Raw genomic sequence first — 16125 nt, forward strand, 5'->3', positions numbered from 1 at the left:
ACCGCGCACGCCGCCCGCGCGACCTAACGCCATTGGCACTCCACCACGGGCGGAGACCGCGCAATGGCAAGCATCGACATTTTCGGCGGCAGCTACTTCCACGCGCCCTGGCAGGACGTGGTCAACCCTGACGCCAACCTGATCGAGATCCCCTATGGCGGGCTCTCGGACCTGTTCAACGGCTTCGCCTACCAGAACACCGACGGCACCTACACCGTGTTCATCGGTGAAGACCCGATCGCGATCGACGAAAACGGCAACGCCTCGGGCGTGGTGACCGACATCATCCGCCTCGAGAGTCTTTTCGCGCCGCTCGACGCGGACAACGTGCTCGCCCATGTCTGGGAAGGCTTCACGGCCAGCGGCATCCAGGACGCCTATCTCGATGGCGGTTACACCTTTCTGGAGGTGCTGTTCATCTATGAGGACGTCGTCACCATCGACAGCCCGTCGTTCGGCGGCATCCAATGGCCGGCCCCGCCGGTTGCCACGTCCAGCGGTGCCGACACAGTGTACGGCAGCCTGCACCACGACACGATCGATACCGGTTCGGGTGCCGACACCGCCTATGGCGACGAGGGCGACGACATCATCCACGCCGGGGTCGACGACGACCTGATCTACGGCGACGAGGGTGCCGACGTGCTCTACGGCGAATCCGGCTGGGACATCCTTTACGGCGGCGCCGGCGCCGATTCGCTGTTCGGCGGCGGCGGCCAGGATTCGCTCTATGGCGAGGGCGGCAACGACTTCATCTCCGGTGGCAACGGCTACGACCGCCTGGAAGGCAACGCCGGCAACGACGTGATCGAGGGCAACGGCGGCGACGACCGGCTGTTCGGCGGCGCCGGGGCCGATTCCCTCTATGGCGGCGCAGGCGACGATTCGCTGTATGGCGGCGACGGCTACAACACGCTCTACGGCGACAATGGCGACGACTTCATCCGCGGCGGCCGGCATGACGACACGGCGGTCGGCGGAGACGGCGACGACACCATCGTCGGCCAGGGCGGCGACGATGCGCTCTACGGCGGCGACAACAACGACTTCATGGTCGGCGAGGACGGCGACGACCTGCTGCAGGGCGGCAATGGCGACGACTACCTCGACGGCGGCGACGGGCTCGACAGCGCGCTGTATCTGCTGCCGCGCGCCTACTACACCGTTACCGAGTACGACACATTCGTCATGGTCAGCAGCGTCGGCGATGAGGGTACCGACACGCTGCGGAACGTCGAGCGCCTGTTGTTCGCCGACCAGATCATGTGGGTGTAGCGGCGCGGACGGGTCGCACCGCAGCCGCCGCTACGCCTCGGCCGGTTCGCCCTCTCCGACCTGGGCGGCGAGGCTCGCCTCGAGGAAGTCGTCGATGTCGCCGTCCATCACCGCCTGCACGTTGCCGGTCTCGACCCCGGTGCGCAGGTCCTTGACCATCTGATAGGGCTGCATGACGTAGGAGCGGATCTGGTTGCCCCAGCCGATCTCGGTCTTCGACGCCGCCTCGTTCGCTGCCGCTTCCTCGCGCAGGGCCAGCTCACGCTCATAGAGCCGGGCCTTCAGCATCGCCCATGCGGTGGCGCGGTTGCGGTGCTGGCTGCGATCGTTCTGGCATTGCACGACGATGCCGGTCGGTATGTGCGTCAGCCGGATTGCGCTGTCGGTCTTGTTGACGTGCTGGCCGCCGGCGCCGGAGGCGCGGTAGGTGTCGGTGCGGACGTCCTTCTCCTCGATGTCGATCTCGATGGAATCGTCGACCACCGGATAGATCCAGGCGCTGGCAAAGCTGGTGTGGCGGCGGGCCTGGCTGTCGAACGGCGATATGCGGACCAGCCGGTGCACCCCGCTTTCGGTCTTCAGCCAGCCATAAGCGTTGTGGCCGGCGATCTTCAGCGTCGCCGACTTGATGCCGGCCTCCTCGCCCGCGCTCTCCTCGAGATACTCGACCTTGTAGCCCTTGCGCTCGGCCCAGCGGGTGTAGAGGCGGACCAGCATCTCGGCCCAGTCCTGCGCCTCGGTGCCGCCGGCGCCGGCATGGATCTCCAGGTAGCAGTCGTTGCCGTCGGCCTCGCCGGACAGCAGCGTTTCCAGCTCGTGGCGCTGAGCCTCGGCCCGCACCCCGCGCAGCATCTCCTCGGCTTCGTCCAGGCTGGCATCGTCGCCTTCGGCATCGCCCAGCTCGGCCAGGGTCCAGCCGTCGTCGAGCCCGCGCTCAAGTCCCTTGTAGGATTCCAGCGACTTCTCCAGCGCGGTGCGCTCGCGCATCAGCGCCTGCGCTTTCTCGCTGTCGTTCCACAGCGTGGGATCTTCGGCCTGGTGGTTGAGCTGGGTCAGGCGGCGTTCGGCAGCCGCCGGGTCAAAGACGCCTCCTCAGCAGTTCCAGCGACTGCTTGATGTCTTCGGCCAGCGACAGGATCTCGGCGCGCATCCGGTGTCCTTTCCGGTTCGGGAAGTCGCACAACGGGCGCGGAATATAGGGACGCTGCGGCGCAGGCGCAACGCCGGTCACGACTGCGCGGTCATGCCGGGCAGGAACACGTCCCCGGCCGTGATCACCCGCCGTGCCCCGTCGGTCTCGAGGATCAGGGCGCCGTCCGCGTCGAGCCCCTCGAAGCGGCCCTCGATCCGGTCGGCCGGCCGGTCGCCGAGCCGCACGGCGACGGTCTCGCCGATGCCGGCCATGCGGGCCAGCACGCGACGGCGCACATCGGCGAAGCCCGCGCGCTCCCACCCATCGAGCTGCCAGACCAGCGCCGTGCAATAGCGTTCGCGCACCGCATCCACCGTCGCCGCCGCATCGAACTCGGCCAGGCACATGGTCGGGTAGAGGCCGGTCTCCGGCCGTGAACCGACGTTGATGCCGACGCCGAGGATCAGCCAGTCGACTGCGAGGGCGGCGCCGGCCAGCCGCGCATTGCCGGTTTCCATCAGGATGCCGGCGATCTTGCCGCCATAGACCAGCACGTCGTTCGGCCATTTGATCCGCACCGGCGCCCGCGCGCCGACGAACGCCTCCACCGTCTCCGCCACCGCCAGCGCGGCGACGAAGGCCGCGTGCATCGGCGCGCTCCAACCCTGCTGCGGCCGCAGCAGGGTCGAGGTGTAGAGGTTGCCCGGCGGCGACGCCCAGCTGCGGCCGGACCGGCCTCTGCCGCGCCGCTGCTCGCCGGCGCTGACCATGGTCAGGTGCGGCGCGCCGGCCGCGATCATCGCCCTGAGGTCGTCCTGGGTGCTGTCGGTCGCAGGCCGGTAGTGGACGTCGACGCCGTCGATCAGGCGGCGCCAGGGCGCATCGGCGGCATCCATGGCAGGCAACGGCAGTCGGCCGCGGCGCTCAGTACAGCCCGCCGGAGCCGGTCATGATATCCTCGGCGGTGGAGGCACCGGTTGCCGAGACCTCGACCACCGCGCTGCGCGGGGCGTGCTGGGTCTCGGTCGGCTCGGTTCCGGGGATGAACGGCTCATACACCGCATCGCCGCCGGTGCTGGCCAGCCCGGTGGTGCGGTCGACCGACACGAACACCAGTCCGTCGGGCGGGCGGAAGTCGACCGGCTCGGTTCCTTCCAGCGCGTGTTCGAGGAAATTCTGCACGATCGGCAGCGCGGTCTGGCCGCCGGCCTCGCGCGGGCCCAGCGTGCGCGGCTGGTCGAAGCCGACATAGGCCCCGACCACGAGGTCCGGGGTGAAGCCGACGAACCAGGCGTCGTTGCCGTCGTTGGTGGTGCCGGTCTTGCCGCCGATCGGATAGCTCGGCAACGCCGCGCCCAGCCGGCTGGCGGTGCCGCGCTGGACCACACCGCGCAGCATCTGGGTGATCTGGTAGCAGGTGCGCGGATCGGCGATCTGCTGGCGGCCGTCGGGCAGGGTCGGCATCGCACCGCCCTCGTAGCTCGCCGCCTGGCACGTGCTGCACACCCGCTGGTCCTGGCGCGACTGCGGCAGGGTATAGCCGTGCCGGTCCTGGATGCGGTCGATCAGGGTCGGCGCCACGTGCCGGCCGCCGTTCACGATCTGGCTGTAGCCGCCGACCATGCGCAACACCGTGGTTTCGCCGGCACCCAGCGCCATCGACAGATAGGGCTGCATGTTGTCGTCGATGCCGAACAACCGCGCATACTGCACGATCCGGTCCATGCCTACCGTATAGGCCAGCCGCACCGTCATCAGGTTGCGCGATTTCTCCAGGCCGACGCGCAGCGGTAGCGGCCCGTAGTACTGGCCGGAATAGTTGTCGGGCCGGTACTGGGCCATGCCGGGCCCCTGGTCGAGCACGAACGGCGTGTCGAGCACGATCGAGGCCGGGGTGAAGCCGTCATCGAGCGCCGCCAGATAGACGAACGGCTTGAACGACGAGCCGGGCTGGCGATAGGCCTGGGTCGCCCGGTTGAACTCGCTCATCGCAAAGTCGTAGCCGCCGGACATCGCGAGCACGCGGCCGGAGTGCGGGTCCATCACCACGATACCGCCGCCGATGTCCGGAATCTGCTCCAGCCGATAGGGCGGCGGCTCCGGCAGCTCGATCTCCTCGCCGGCCGCGCGGCGGGCAAAGACGTCGTCATAGGCGGCGACAGCCTCCGCGTCGCGCGGCGAGACCAGGATGATGTCGCCCTTCGCCAGCACGTCGGTCACCCGGCTTGGCGCACTGCCGACATTCTGGTTCTCGCGCCACGGCGCCGCCCAGTCGAGCCCGCGCATGCCGATCACGCCGCGGCGGCGGTCGGCGAAGCCGAGCTGGCCGATCTCGCCGTCGACCTCCAGCACGACAGCCAGCTGCCAGTCGCCGGCACCGGCCGGCCGCTCGACGGCGGCGAGCTGGTCGGGCCAGTTGTCGAAATCCTCCATCGTGGCGACCGGGCCGCGATAGCCGTGGCGCCTGTCGTATTCGGTCAGGCCGAAGCGCAGCGCCTGGTCGGCCAGCTGCTGCAGGTGCGGGTCCAGCGTGGTGCGCACGGTGAGCCCGGCCTGGCGGTAGGCGTCGGCGCCGTAGTCCTCCTCCAGCTGGCGGCGGACCTCCTCGACGAAATAGCGCGCCGGCACCGCCTCGGACGGATCGCGGTCGACGAAGGCGATCGGCGTGGCCAGCGCCAGGTCCGCCTCCTCGGCGGTGATGTTGCCGTCGTCGAGCATGCGCCGGATGACGTAGTTGCGGCGGTCGGTGGCCAACGCCATGTCGCGCGACAGCCGCGTCGGTGCTTTCGGCAGCGCCGCCAGGAACGCCGCCTCGGCGACGGTCAGCTCGTTCAGCGACTTGCCGAAATAGTTCAGCGCCGCCGAGGCAACGCCATAGAGCCGCCCGCCGAACGGGATCTCGTTGAGATAGAGCTCGAGGATCTCGTCCTTGCTGAACAGCTCCTCGATCCGGAACGCCAGGATCGCCTCGCGGACCTTGCGCTCCACCGAACGCTCGTCGCCGACCAGGAAGTTCTTGGCGACCTGCTGGGTGATGGTCGAGGCGCCGACCAGCCGCTCGCCGCGCAGCAGGTGGGCGGAAACGGCGCGGACCAGGCCGAGGAAGTCGACCCCGCTATGCTCGAAGAAGCGCTGGTCCTCGGCCGCGGTGAACGCATGAACCACCCGGTCGGGCACCTGCTCGATCGGCACGAACACGCGGTTCTGGTCGGAGAACTCGCCGATCAGCTGGCCGTCCGCGGCATAGACGCGGGTGGTGACCGGCGGCGCGTAGTTGCGCAGCTGCGAGGCGTCGGGCAGGTCCTTGCTGTAGTGCCAGATGACGAAGGCCGTCCCGATCATCGCCAGCAGCACAAACGCGGAAATCGACCCGACCAGCCATTTCGTCAGTCGCCAGAGCATCCAGCCTCGTCGTCCTGTGTCTTCCGTCGCAGCCGCAGCCGGCAGGGCCGCTGCCCCGGCGGCGATCGGCGCCGGGCGGCCCCGGCGCATGCCGGGCACGCTCGCCATCGCGCCGTGCGGGCGCGAGTCGCTCGCGGCATCATGGGCGGCGCACTATGGCCTTTGTGTGGCATCCATGTCCAGGGTCGCTCCCGCTTCCGGCACCGCCGGAAGCGGCGCGCCTTCGGCCAGGAACCGCACGATTCCGCGCGCGATCGCGTCCGCCAGCACCTGCCGGTGCGCCGCGTCCTGCAGGTCGGTGGCATCGATCGCATTCGACAGATAGCCGAGCTCGACCAGGATCGCCGGCGTATGCGGCATCTTCAGCACATGATAGCCGGCCATGCGGTGGCTGTTGTCGAGCAGCCGGGCGCTCAACCCGACCTCCTCGACCACCAGTTCGGCGAGCCGCGCCGATTCGTCGATGGTCACGTCCATCATCATGTCGAGCAGGATGTTGCCGACCGCCGCATCCTGGTCGCCATAGCCGATGTCGGCGAGCAGCGTCTCGCGGCCGTCGCCGCGCGACAGCGCCGCCGCGCCGCGCTCCGCGCCGGACGAGGACAGGCTGTACACCGACGTCCCGCGCGCGACCGAGCTGTGATAGGCGTCGGCGTGGACCGAGACGAACAGGTCGGCATCGGCCGCCAGCGCGAAGGCGGTCCGCTCCGACAGCGACATCGCCGAATCGTCCTCGCGGGTCATCAGCACGCGAAAGTCGCCGTTGGCCTCGAGCGCGTCGCGCAGGGCGAGCGCCGCGGCGAGCACGATGTCCTTCTCGACCGCGCCGGCGATGCCGCTCGCGCCCGGGTCGCGGCCGCCATGCCCCGGGTCGATCACGATGGTGCGCGGCCCGGTCAGCCGCGGCGGCAGGAACGGGTTGATCGGCGCGACCAGCTCCGCCACGCTGGGCCGGACCGCATCCGACTGCGGCAGGTCCGGGTCGGCGAGTTCGACCACCAGGCGGAATCCGGCGCCTTCGTCGGCCGCCTCGACCACGGCGCGGCGCAGGACCACGCTGCGGTTCACGTCGATCAGCAGGCGCCACGCCCCGAACCCGGCGGGCTCGGCCGAGAAGCCCGCGATCGAGCCGAGGGCGGCGTCGACCCGCGGGGGCAACCGCCATTCCACCTCGGGCAGCCGCACCACCACCTGGTCGCTGATCTCGAGCAGGAAGGCCTCGACCGCGGCCGACTCGGTCAGGTCGACGGTCAGCCGGGTAAATCCGGGATGCAGGCTGAGGCGCGCGCCCGTCGCCGCCGGTTCGGCGTGCACCGCCCGCGGAGCCAGCGCGGCGAGGAACAGGGCGGCGAGCAGACCGGCCATCGCGCTCCTGCCCCACCCGGCTGTCGCGCGGCGCTGGTTGCGTCCTGAGCTCATCTCACTTGGCAACGGCTTCGCCTAACCACTTCAAATCGGGGGATTGCATCACCATATGACCGCGGTGGCCGATGCGACGCAAGCCTTGCGGCATCGGGCCGAGGCGGGCCGGCGCGGCGGCGACGGGCGAGGCCATTTCCGGCCGGCTTTTTTGATTGTCCGGCCGCAACCGGCGGCGTATGGTCGCCTTGCTGGGTGAATTGTGCCGTTGGCTGCAGAAGCCCGATGGCGACAACGACCAAGGTTTCGATGCCCTCTACCGGCGACGCACCCGGCCACGCTTTGATGAGCAGACCAGCGCCGCAAGGTACGGTTTGCTGTCGTTTTCCTGCGGCCATGCGGCCGCGCCGGCGCGACTGACGCCGGCATCTTGCAGAGTGCGATGACAAGACACGTCACAATCGCATCTACCACCTTGAACGCACCGTCCGCTCGGTGTCGTCCCGGTCGGTCTGCGCGGCGTCCTGCGCCGAAGACCGCTGTCGGCACCCCCCTTCACCGGCGGACCTTGGACGCGCGCGCCCACGGATTGGGCGCGACGCGCACGGAGACACATCCTTATGGCGCGACGCATGTTGATCGACGCATCCCACCCGGAAGAGACCCGGGTGGTGATCGTCAGCGGCAACCGGCTGGAAGAATTCGACTATGAGACGGCCAGCAAGCAGCAGATCAAAGGCAACATCTATCTAGCGAAAGTCACCCGGGTCGAGCCGTCGCTGCAGGCGGCTTTCGTCGACTACGGCGGCAACCGCCACGGCTTTCTGGCCTTCAACGAGATCCACCCCGACTACTACCGCATCCCGGTCGCCGACCGCGAGAAGCTGTACGGCGACGACCAGGACGAGCCCGTCGAGGCCATCGCCCCGGCCGCCAACGGCCATGACGACGAGGCCGGCGCCGACCTGCACGACGACGGCGACGGCGGCGCCCAGGGCGCCGGCGTCGAGGTCATGGGCGGCGACGAGGACGAGGACATCGAGCGCGAGCGGCGCCGCCTGCGCATGCTGCGCAATTACCGCATCCAGGAGGTGATCAAGCGCCGGCAGATCATGCTGGTGCAGGTGACCAAGGAGGAGCGCGGCAACAAGGGCGCGGCGCTGACCACCTATCTGTCGCTGGCCGGGCGCTATTGCGTGCTGATGCCGAACACCGCCCGCGGCGGCGGCGTGTCGCGCAAGATCAGCAACCCGGCCGACCGCAAGCGGCTGCGCGGCATCCTGGACGAGCTCGAGATCCCGGACGGCATGGCCGTCATCGTGCGCACCGCGGGTTCGGAGCGCAGCCGCGCCGAGATCAAGCGCGACTATGAATACCTGATGCGCCTGTGGGACCAGATCCGCCAGACGACCCTGCAGTCGGTGTCGCCGGCGCTGATCCACGAGGAAGGCAACCTGATCAAGCGGTCGATCCGCGACCTCTATTCGCGCGACATCGACGAGGTAATCGTCGACGGCGAGCCGTCCTACCGCACCGCCAAGGACTTCATGCGGATGCTGATGCCGAGCCACGCCTCGCGCGTGAAGCGGTTCAAGGACGAGGGCGTGCCGCTGTTCCAGCAGCACAACGTCGAAAGCCAGCTCGACGAGATCCATTCCAACACGGTGCGGCTGAAGTCGGGCGGCTATCTGGTCATCAACCCGACCGAGGCGCTGGTCTCCATCGACGTCAACTCCGGTCGCGCGACCCGCGAGCGCCACATCGAGGAAACGGCGCTGAAGACCAACCTGGAGGCGGCGCAGGAGGTGGCGCGCCAGCTGCGCCTGCGCGACCTGGCCGGCCTGATCGTCATCGATTTCATCGACATGGACGAGAGCCGCAACAACACGGCGGTCGAGCGCAAGCTGAAAGAGGCCCTGCGCGGCGACCGCGCCCGCATCCAGATCGGCCGGATCAGCGCCTTCGGCCTGCTGGAGATGTCGCGCCAGCGGCTGCGGCCCAGCATCATCGAGGCGTCGAGCCAGGTCTGCCCGCATTGCAACGGCATGGGCCACATCCGCTCCACCGAATCCAGCGCGCTGCAAGTGCTGCGCGGGATCGAGGAGGAGGGACTGAGCCGGCGCAGTGCGGCGGTCCAGATCTACGTGCCGAATTCCATCGCGCTGTATCTGCTGAACCAAAAGCGCAGCGCGATCATGGCGGCGGAGCAGCGCTACGAATTCACCGTGGCGATCGCGATCGACGACACGCTGATCGCGCCCGACTACCAGATCGAGCGCACGGTCGAGCGCAGTGCGGAGGAGATCGCGGCGCTGCGCGGCGCGACCGCGGCTGCCCGGGCCCAGCAGCATGACGACGAGGACGAGGAGGAGCCCGAGGACCTCGACGAGGAGGCGGCGGAGGCCGAAGACGGCGAGCCGGCCCGCGCCGAGCAGGACGACGGCAAGGGACGGTCGCGGCGTCGCGGACGCAGGCGCCGCCGTCCGCGCCGCGACGAGGCCGAAGGCACTGCCGAACCCGCGGCGATGTCCGAATCGGAGTTCGAGCCCGAAGCGGAAGCCGAGGCCGAGCCCGTCGGCGAGGAGGAACCCGCCGAGGCGACCGCCGGCGAGGCGGAAACGGTCGGCGAGGACGGCCAGGCCGCTCCGCGCTCGCGACGCGGCCGGCGCGGCGGCCGGCGCCGGCGCCGGCGCGACGAGGGCGATGCGACCGCCGACGAGATGCAGGCCGCCGAGGCCGCGGAGTCGGGCGAGCCCGCGGCCGAGTCCGAACCGATGGCTGCCGAGGCGGAATCGGAGCTTGCCGAGGCGAATGCCGAGACGGTCGAGGATGCCGTTGCGGAACCCGAGATGGCGGCAGATGCCGAGCCGGAAGCGATGAACGGCTACGAGGCGGAAGCGGAACCGGCCGACGAAGCCGACGAGCCGATCGCGTCGCCGGCCGAACAGCAACGGGCAGAGACCGAGCCCGAGCCGGAAAGCACCGAGACGGCGCCGGACGATACCGTCGAACCGGTGCAGGCCGAACAGGCGGCGGCCCGGCGCGGGCAGCCGCGTCGCGGCTGGTGGCAGCGCCTGATCGAAGGCTGACCGACCGCAACATCTCGGGCCGCGGCCGCAGGCCGGCAGGCAGTGGCGATGCAGTCCGCCGAGGCCCTTGCCGCCGGCGGATGTTGTGCCGCGGCCCGGTCAGCCGACGATCGATCGGCGCCGGGCGGCGCCGGCAGCAGGCCAGGTCAGACCGGCATGCCTGCGGTCGCACAACCCCGCGGATCAGGAGTTCTCCTACCCGTTGGTCGCGCGCCGCGCCGAATCCCAGCCCGCTTCCATGAACGCCTTGGCCTTGGCGGCCAGGTCGCGGCTGTCGCTCCACAGGTTGCGCCAGACCGCCAGCGCGGTCGACAACTGCGGGTCGACCACGGCCGACGAGAACGACTCGAACACGATCGAGCCGCCGTAGCCAATCTCGTGCAGCGCGCGGAAGACGGCGGTGAAATCGATGGTGCCGGTGCCGAGATAGCCGCGGTGGCTTTCGCCGATGTGCACATAGCCCACCTTGGCGCCGCAGTCGCGGACGGCCTTGGCCAGGTTCCCGTCCTCGATGTTCATGTGATAGGTGTCGGCGTGGACGACGACATTGTCGGCACCGATTTCATCAATGAATTCGCCGGCTTGCGCCAAGGTATTGAGAAGGTTGGTTTCATAGCGGTTCACCGCCTCCAGCCCCAGCGTGATGCCGGAGGCCTTGGCCTTGGCCGCCAGGCGGTTCAGCACGCCGGCGCAGTTGGCCCGCCCCTTCGCCGTGGGCGGGCGGTTGTACTTGCCGAGAGCGGAATAGATCACGCCGCCCATGTACTTGGCGCCGATATCGCGCGTCACCGCCAGCGCGTCATTGAGCAGGGCCTCGCCGCGGGCCACCGCCGCATCGTCCTCGCCGGAGATGTCGGTATCAGGCGCCAGCCCAAGCGAGCACGTAGCCGTCAGCCCGTGGGCTTCGAGCTGGCGGCGCGTGCGCGCGGCATCGACCTTGGCCGGGTTCAGCAGCGGGATCTCGATCAGGTCGTAGCCCAGTTCCGCCGTGCCGGCGATCGCGCGCTCGCTTTCCGCTTCCGACCAGCCGCCGACCCAGACCAGCGCGTGCACACCGAACTTGTTCATCAGCCTTCCTCCCCTGTTTGCGACGCAGCGCGTCGGCCGCACTTCTAGCCTGCCGCAGCCCAGGCCGCCATGGGCGTCGCGCCACAGGCGCCTGCAACCGCATGGCGCGGCAGTGCCCGGCGCCGACAGACCTTGCCCCGATTCTGCAAGGCAATGTCCACGATCCGGTTACCAACCGGTAATCAAAGCCGGCACGCCGTCTGTTTTCGGGCCTTTCGCAAAGATGACAGGCTTGTATTGGCTGCGACGCGCCGTCTAAACTATTGGCAACAATTCGATGTGGGCGGATGCCACCACAGCCACGGTTCCCCATGCAGGATCGCCTGCGCAGCGTATCGAAATGGGCCATCGGACTGGGTGGCGCATGCGTCCTTGTGGCTGGCGTCGCCGGCTCCATCGTGGCGGGCAGCACCCTGTCGGACCAGGCGTTCGAGGCCTGGCACGCCAAGGCCGACAACCAGGCCCGCCTGCTGACCAGCTATTTCGACAATCTGCTGATCGACGCGCGCACGATCGTGCGCGCCCTGTCGGCCCAGGTCAGCCGCGACGACGCCCTGACCGGCTTCATGTTCCGCGCCACCATCGAGCTGGCGCAGGAGCCCGATGCGCTATTCCGGCTGGCGGAAGCCGCCTTCGTCCAGCGTGTCACCGGCGAGCGGCGCGGCGAGGTCGAGGCGCAGCTGGGCGAGCCGCTGCATATCGTCGGCAACGGCGCGGCGAATGCCCCCGACGCCTACGAGCATTTCGCCGTGATGCTGAACTCGACAGACGCGCGCATGCTGTCGCTGGGCACCGACCTGTCGACCGAGCCGGCGCTGCACGCCGCCGTCGCCACCGCCTATCGCCGGCCCAACGAGGTGATCGCCAGCCCTGTGTTCGAACGCGGCGGCAGCCAGTGGGTGGCGCTCGCCGAACGACCGGTCTTTCCGGGCCAGCGCAGCCAGAGCGGCCTCGTGGTGGCGCTGATCGACTTCAGCGACGTCATCGCCCACGTCCACGGGCTGACGCCGGCGGGCCTGCAACTGCACCTGACCCAGCGCGGCACCGAGTGGGAGCCGGTCAGCCATATCGAAAGCGTGACGCCGCGACCGGCCGACCCGGCCGCCGCAATCGACGTGCTCGACTTCCGGCTGGTACACGGCGAGGCCCGGCTCACCTTCGACTGGTATTTGTTCGAGGCGTTCGACGGCGGACCGGCAACCGGCCTCGGCACGGTGGTCACGCTGGGCGGCGTCGCGCTGACCCTGCTGCTCGGCACGCTGGTCGGCGTGCTCGCCGTGCAGAACGCCGCGATCCGCCGCAGCGTCGCCCTGCGCACGCAGGAGCTGGAGGCGACCCGCGACGAGGCCGAGGCGGCGAACCGCGCCAAGTCGGAGTTCCTGGCCAGCGTCAGTCACGAGCTGCGCACGCCGCTGAACGCGATCATCGGCTTTTCCGAGGTGATCATGCGCGAGGTGCGCGGCCCGATCGGTCACCCGCGCTACAGCGAATATGCCCGTGACATCCACACCAGCGGGCGCCACCTGCTCGGCGTGATCAACTCGATCATCGATTTGTCGGCGATCGAGAGCGGCGAGTTCCATCTCAACGAGGAGCCGGTCTCGCTGCAAGCCAGTATCGACGCGGTGATCCGCATCATCGGACTGTCGGCGGAAAAGCGCGGCCTGACCATCAAGCGCGACGTACCGGCCGCGCTGCCGCGGCTGCTTGCCGACAAGACCGCGATCGAGCAGATTCTGATCAACCTGGGCACCAATGCCGTCCAGTTCACGCCCAAGGGCGGCACCGTCGCCTTCGCCGCCGGCCAGAGCGGGGATGCGATCTGGCTGATGGTCAGCGATACCGGCATCGGCATGGATGCGGCAGAGCAGCAGCGCGCGCTGCAGCCGTTCGGCCAGGTCGTCTCGCCGATGAGCCGCGTCTCGCAAGGGGCAGGACTCGGCCTGCCGATCGCCAAGGAGCTGGCGCAGCGCCACGGCGGCGTGTTCGAGCTGACCAGCCGACCCGGCGAAGGCACCCGCATCCGCATCCTGTTCGACTCCAGCCGCACCCTGGTGACGACGGCACGGGCCGACGCCGACGTGGCCTGATCCGCGCCGCCCCCCACGGTCCCGGCTGTCGCACGCCTTTCCCCTGTCGAAATGCAAACCGCCGCCGGGAGGCCCCGGCGGCGGCTCGGTTCGTCGCAGGTGCGGCGCCGCGGCGGCGCCGGCGACCGGCGTTACTGCACGACCACCTGTGAGACGCTGCACAGGTCGACGCCCCAGAATTCGAGGGTCTCGCCATAGGCGTTGGCGACCTGGATGTCGAACAGGCACTCGCTGCCGAAGTTGTCCATCTGGACGTCGACATAGTCGCCGGCCGGGATGATGCTCTGGCCGAGGATGTCGTCGCCCCAGTTGTCCGAGCTCTGCGGCGACACGAACAGGTAGTAGATGTCCTGGGCGCTGTCGTTCACCACGGTGAAGTCCTGCTGGCCGGCCAGCGCGGCGGCGGATGCGGAAGCCAGAACGGCGGCGGCGACGGCGGCGGTGCGGATGGTGCGAAGCATGTGAGCGGTTCCCTGTCCCATGGCGGGGACCCCACGCCCCGCCGATGCGCGAGATCTGGGCATGGCCGCGCGGAGGCCCTGTGACTTCGATCACGAATCCGTAATTGATCTTCGGCATGCCGCAATTGACCGGAAAACGCCGCATTCTCGCCGGATTGCGGGTTGCGGCTGCCCCCCGGGCGGCGCGCCGGCGACACGGCGCGGAACGTGCCGGACGGGCGCTCCTCAGCCGTTCGGCGGCAGTATGTCCGCGCTACCGTGGCGAACAGACAAAGCCAACGACGACCGCGACCCTGCAGCGCCGCCGGCCATGGACGGCCCGGGTCTCCACGGGACGGCGCACCGAACGCTCCAGCTCACCCGTTGCTGGCGATGGCCGCCAGATGCGCCTCCAGGCAGTCGATCGTGCTCTCGCCGCCCTCGATCGCGCCCCGCGCCGCCAGGTCCGCCCGCCGCGCGGCCGACGAAAACACGGTATGCATGGTGACCCGGGTGCCGGCGCCTTCTTCCGCAAAGGTGGTGACGGCCTGGAACGGCTCGAAATCGCCGCCGTCGTCGTCGATGGTGTAGACCAGCCGCTCCGGCGGCACGATTTCCTGCCAGACGACCCGGTTCGGATAGATCGTGCCGTCCGGCGCGATCATCCTGAAGCGCCAGCTTCCGCCCACCCGGATGTCGATCTCGGCCGTCTCGCAGCGGAAGCCCTGCGGGCCCCACCACAGCGGCAGCTGCGCCGGATCGGTCCACGCCCGCCAGACCAGCGCGCGCGGCGCCCGCAGCAACCGGGTGATGACGATCTCGTTGTCGGCGCCCGGTGCGGCACCGGCTCGCGCGGATTCACCTGCCATCCATGTCCTCCCCGTCCTGCAACGCCCGCACATGGTCCTCCAGCCGATCCAGCCGCGCCTCCCACTGGGCGCGGTACTGTTCCAGCCAGTTCGAAACGGCGGCGAGCGGCGCCGGATCCAGCCGGCACGGCCGCCACTGCGCGGACCTGCCGCGGGTAACGAGGCCGGCGTTCTCCAGCACCTTCAGATGCTTGGAGACGGCGGCCAGGCTCATGGCATAGGGCTCCGCCAGTGCTGTCACCGACGCCTCCCCTTGCGCCAGCCTGGCGAGGATGCCGCGACGGGTCGGGTCGGCCAGGGCCGACAGGGTCAGGCTCAGCCGGTCGCTCGCCATGTCGCACTAAACCATTCGGTTCACAACTGATCGGTTGAATACGACACCGCGATCGGTCGGTCAAGGACAAGTACGTCGACCCGCTCAGCCGATGCGTGCCCCGGTCGAGACCACCTGATATGATCTTGGCGAGCTAGGTTCAGCCCTGGAGTGCCGCAGCGATGCAAGCGCCCGACGACGACGAGGACGACGACCTGCGGCCGCTCGCGTCGCCGCCGTGCCTGCTGCACGAGCTCGACCCCGCATTCGCCGAATTCGCGTTGGATAACGGGGCCGACGGCCGGGCCGTCGACAAGAAGCCGGGGGTGCAACCGTCCCCCGGCCCGAAGGCGCGACGCCGACCCGACTAGCCTGCGGCGATGTCGCGCCGCTCGACGATCTTCAGGTCGTGGCCCTGCAGCCCGACCACGGTCTTGTCGGAACGCGACAGCAGGATCATCTCGCGCACACCGAGATCGTGCAGGATCTGCGCGCCGATGCCGTAGTCGCGCAGCTCGGCGTCCTCGCGCGGGCTGCCGGTGCCGTGGCCGCGCAGCAGCCCGGCCACCATGTCGGCCTCGCCGTCGCCGATCAGCACGACCGCACCGCGCCCGGCCGCGCCGATCATCGTCATCGCATTGTGCAGGTCGCCGGCACGCCCGCTGGCCAGGTCGCCGAGGATCTCCTGCAGGCCGTTCAGCGCGTGCATGCGCACCATGGCGGGGCCGCCGGAGCCGAGCTCGCCCTGGACCAGCGCGACATGCCGCACGCCGTTGATGGTGTTGCGATAGACGGTCAGCTGCCAGCGGCCGCCGAACATCGAATCGATCGCCAGGCTCTGCTCGCGCCGCACCAGGCTCTCGGTCCGGGTGCGGTAGGCGATCAGGTCGGCGATCGTGCCGATCTTGAGCCCATGGAACTGCGCGAACGGCACCAGGTCGTGCAGGCGGGCCATGGTGCCGTCGTCGTTCATGATCTCGCAGATCACGCCGGCCGGCACCATGCCGGCCAGCCGCGCCACGTCGACCGCGGCCTCGGTGTGGCCGGCCCGCTCCAGCACCCCGCCGTCGCGGGCGAGCAGCGGAAAG

14 protein-coding genes are annotated in these 16125 nt (G+C 69.5%); 4 read left to right on the forward strand and 10 right to left on the reverse strand.

Annotated features, from left to right (window positions below; translation table 11 throughout):
- Positions 1-63: 63 nt before the first annotated feature.
- The gene (locus R3F55_24870) at positions 64-1275 is read left to right on the forward strand and encodes a calcium-binding protein (protein ID MEZ5670608.1); all 1212 of its coding nucleotides are present in this window, start codon (positions 64-66) and stop codon (positions 1273-1275) included.
- 30 nt (positions 1276-1305) lie between these two features.
- On the opposite strand, the gene prfB is transcribed toward R3F55_24870, so the two are convergent.
- The 5 genes from prfB to R3F55_24895 all read right to left on the reverse strand — a co-directional run bounded on the left by prfB (position 1306) and on the right by R3F55_24895 (position 7174).
- Positions 1306-2425 (reverse strand): peptide chain release factor 2 gene (gene prfB / locus R3F55_24875; GenBank protein ID MEZ5670609.1). Its coding sequence is split into 2 segments (ribosomal slippage): positions 1306-2358 and positions 2360-2425, totalling 1119 coding nucleotides; the frame shifts between segments, so codons are not numbered across the junction.
- Positions 2354-2506: a hypothetical protein gene (locus R3F55_24880; GenBank protein MEZ5670610.1), complete on the reverse strand. Its 153-nt coding sequence runs from the start codon at positions 2504-2506 to the stop codon at positions 2354-2356. The genes prfB and R3F55_24880 overlap by 72 nt, the downstream gene beginning before the upstream one ends.
- Positions 2503-3303: a biotin--[acetyl-CoA-carboxylase] ligase gene (locus tag R3F55_24885; protein ID MEZ5670611.1), complete on the reverse strand. Its 801-nt coding sequence runs from the start codon at positions 3301-3303 to the stop codon at positions 2503-2505. The genes R3F55_24880 and R3F55_24885 overlap by 4 nt, the downstream gene beginning before the upstream one ends.
- Positions 3304-3331: 28 nt before the next feature.
- Complete coding sequence (locus R3F55_24890; protein MEZ5670612.1) at positions 3332-5809, reverse strand: penicillin-binding protein 1A; 2478 nt, start codon at positions 5807-5809, stop codon at positions 3332-3334.
- A 153-nt stretch (positions 5810-5962) separates the two neighbouring features.
- Complete coding sequence (locus R3F55_24895; protein ID MEZ5670613.1) at positions 5963-7174, reverse strand: N-acetylmuramoyl-L-alanine amidase; 1212 nt, start codon at positions 7172-7174, stop codon at positions 5963-5965.
- Positions 7175-7800: 626 nt separating this feature from the next.
- Between R3F55_24895 and R3F55_24900 the strand changes: the two genes are divergently transcribed.
- Positions 7801-10257, forward strand: a complete 2457-nt coding sequence (locus tag R3F55_24900; protein ID MEZ5670614.1) for a ribonuclease E/G — start codon at positions 7801-7803, stop codon at positions 10255-10257.
- 195 nt (positions 10258-10452) lie between these two features.
- Here the strand turns inward: R3F55_24900 and R3F55_24905 are convergent, their stop codons facing one another.
- Positions 10453-11325 carry a sugar phosphate isomerase/epimerase gene (locus R3F55_24905; GenBank protein MEZ5670615.1) on the reverse strand — a complete coding sequence of 291 codons (873 nt, stop codon included), beginning with the start codon at positions 11323-11325 and terminating at the stop codon, positions 10453-10455.
- Between the two features lie 374 nt (positions 11326-11699).
- Here R3F55_24905 and R3F55_24910 point away from each other — a divergent pair, with 374 nt between their 5' ends.
- Entirely contained in the window at positions 11700-13415 is a 1716-nt protein-coding gene (locus R3F55_24910; protein MEZ5670616.1) for an ATP-binding protein, read from the forward strand.
- 131 nt (positions 13416-13546) lie between these two features.
- On the opposite strand, the gene R3F55_24915 is transcribed toward R3F55_24910, so the two are convergent.
- From R3F55_24915 to R3F55_24925, 3 genes are all read right to left on the reverse strand, one after another.
- Positions 13547-13876: a hypothetical protein gene (locus R3F55_24915; GenBank protein ID MEZ5670617.1), complete on the reverse strand. Its 330-nt coding sequence runs from the start codon at positions 13874-13876 to the stop codon at positions 13547-13549.
- Between the two features lie 356 nt (positions 13877-14232).
- Positions 14233-14724, reverse strand: coding sequence for an SRPBCC domain-containing protein (locus R3F55_24920; GenBank protein ID MEZ5670618.1), 492 nt, complete (start codon positions 14722-14724; stop codon positions 14233-14235).
- Positions 14714-15058, reverse strand: a complete 345-nt coding sequence (locus R3F55_24925) for a metalloregulator ArsR/SmtB family transcription factor (GenBank protein ID MEZ5670619.1) — start codon at positions 15056-15058, stop codon at positions 14714-14716. Before R3F55_24925 ends, R3F55_24920 begins: the two co-directional genes overlap by 11 nt.
- 161 nt (positions 15059-15219) lie before the next feature.
- Here R3F55_24925 and R3F55_24930 point away from each other — a divergent pair, with 161 nt between their 5' ends.
- Positions 15220-15408 (forward strand): hypothetical protein, encoded by a 189-nt coding sequence (locus R3F55_24930; protein ID MEZ5670620.1) that lies wholly within the window; start codon positions 15220-15222, stop codon positions 15406-15408.
- Here R3F55_24930 and R3F55_24935 read toward each other — a convergent pair.
- Positions 15405-16125, reverse strand: a 721-nt coding sequence (locus R3F55_24935) for a 3,4-dihydroxy-2-butanone-4-phosphate synthase (protein ID MEZ5670621.1), incomplete at its 5' end; no start/stop codon positions are given. The two genes, R3F55_24930 and R3F55_24935, sit on opposite strands and share 4 nt — an antisense overlap.

The organism is Alphaproteobacteria bacterium, assembly GCA_041396705.1.
In the GTDB taxonomy this organism is placed as follows: Bacteria; Pseudomonadota; Alphaproteobacteria; order CALKHQ01; family CALKHQ01; genus CALKHQ01.

Excerpts from the sequence above, each read along its gene's own strand:
- R3F55_24870 (MEZ5670608.1), top strand. The coding sequence starts at position 64 with ATGGCAAGCATCGACATTTTCGGCGGCAGCTACTTCCACGCGCCCTGG.
- R3F55_24885 (MEZ5670611.1), bottom strand. The coding sequence starts at position 3,303 with ATGGATGCCGCCGATGCGCCCTGGCGCCGCCTGATCGACGGCGTCGAC.
- R3F55_24890 (MEZ5670612.1), bottom strand. The coding sequence starts at position 5,809 with ATGCTCTGGCGACTGACGAAATGGCTGGTCGGGTCGATTTCCGCGTTT.
- R3F55_24895 (MEZ5670613.1), bottom strand. The coding sequence starts at position 7,174 with ATGGCCGGTCTGCTCGCCGCCCTGTTCCTCGCCGCGCTGGCTCCGCGG.
- R3F55_24900 (MEZ5670614.1), top strand. The coding sequence starts at position 7,801 with ATGTTGATCGACGCATCCCACCCGGAAGAGACCCGGGTGGTGATCGTC.
- R3F55_24905 (MEZ5670615.1), bottom strand. The coding sequence starts at position 11,325 with ATGAACAAGTTCGGTGTGCACGCGCTGGTCTGGGTCGGCGGCTGGTCG.
- R3F55_24915 (MEZ5670617.1), bottom strand. The coding sequence starts at position 13,876 with ATGCTTCGCACCATCCGCACCGCCGCCGTCGCCGCCGCCGTTCTGGCT.
- R3F55_24920 (MEZ5670618.1), bottom strand. The coding sequence starts at position 14,724 with ATGGCAGGTGAATCCGCGCGAGCCGGTGCCGCACCGGGCGCCGACAAC.
- R3F55_24925 (MEZ5670619.1), bottom strand. The coding sequence starts at position 15,058 with ATGGCGAGCGACCGGCTGAGCCTGACCCTGTCGGCCCTGGCCGACCCG.
- R3F55_24930 (MEZ5670620.1), top strand. The coding sequence starts at position 15,220 with ATGCAAGCGCCCGACGACGACGAGGACGACGACCTGCGGCCGCTCGCG.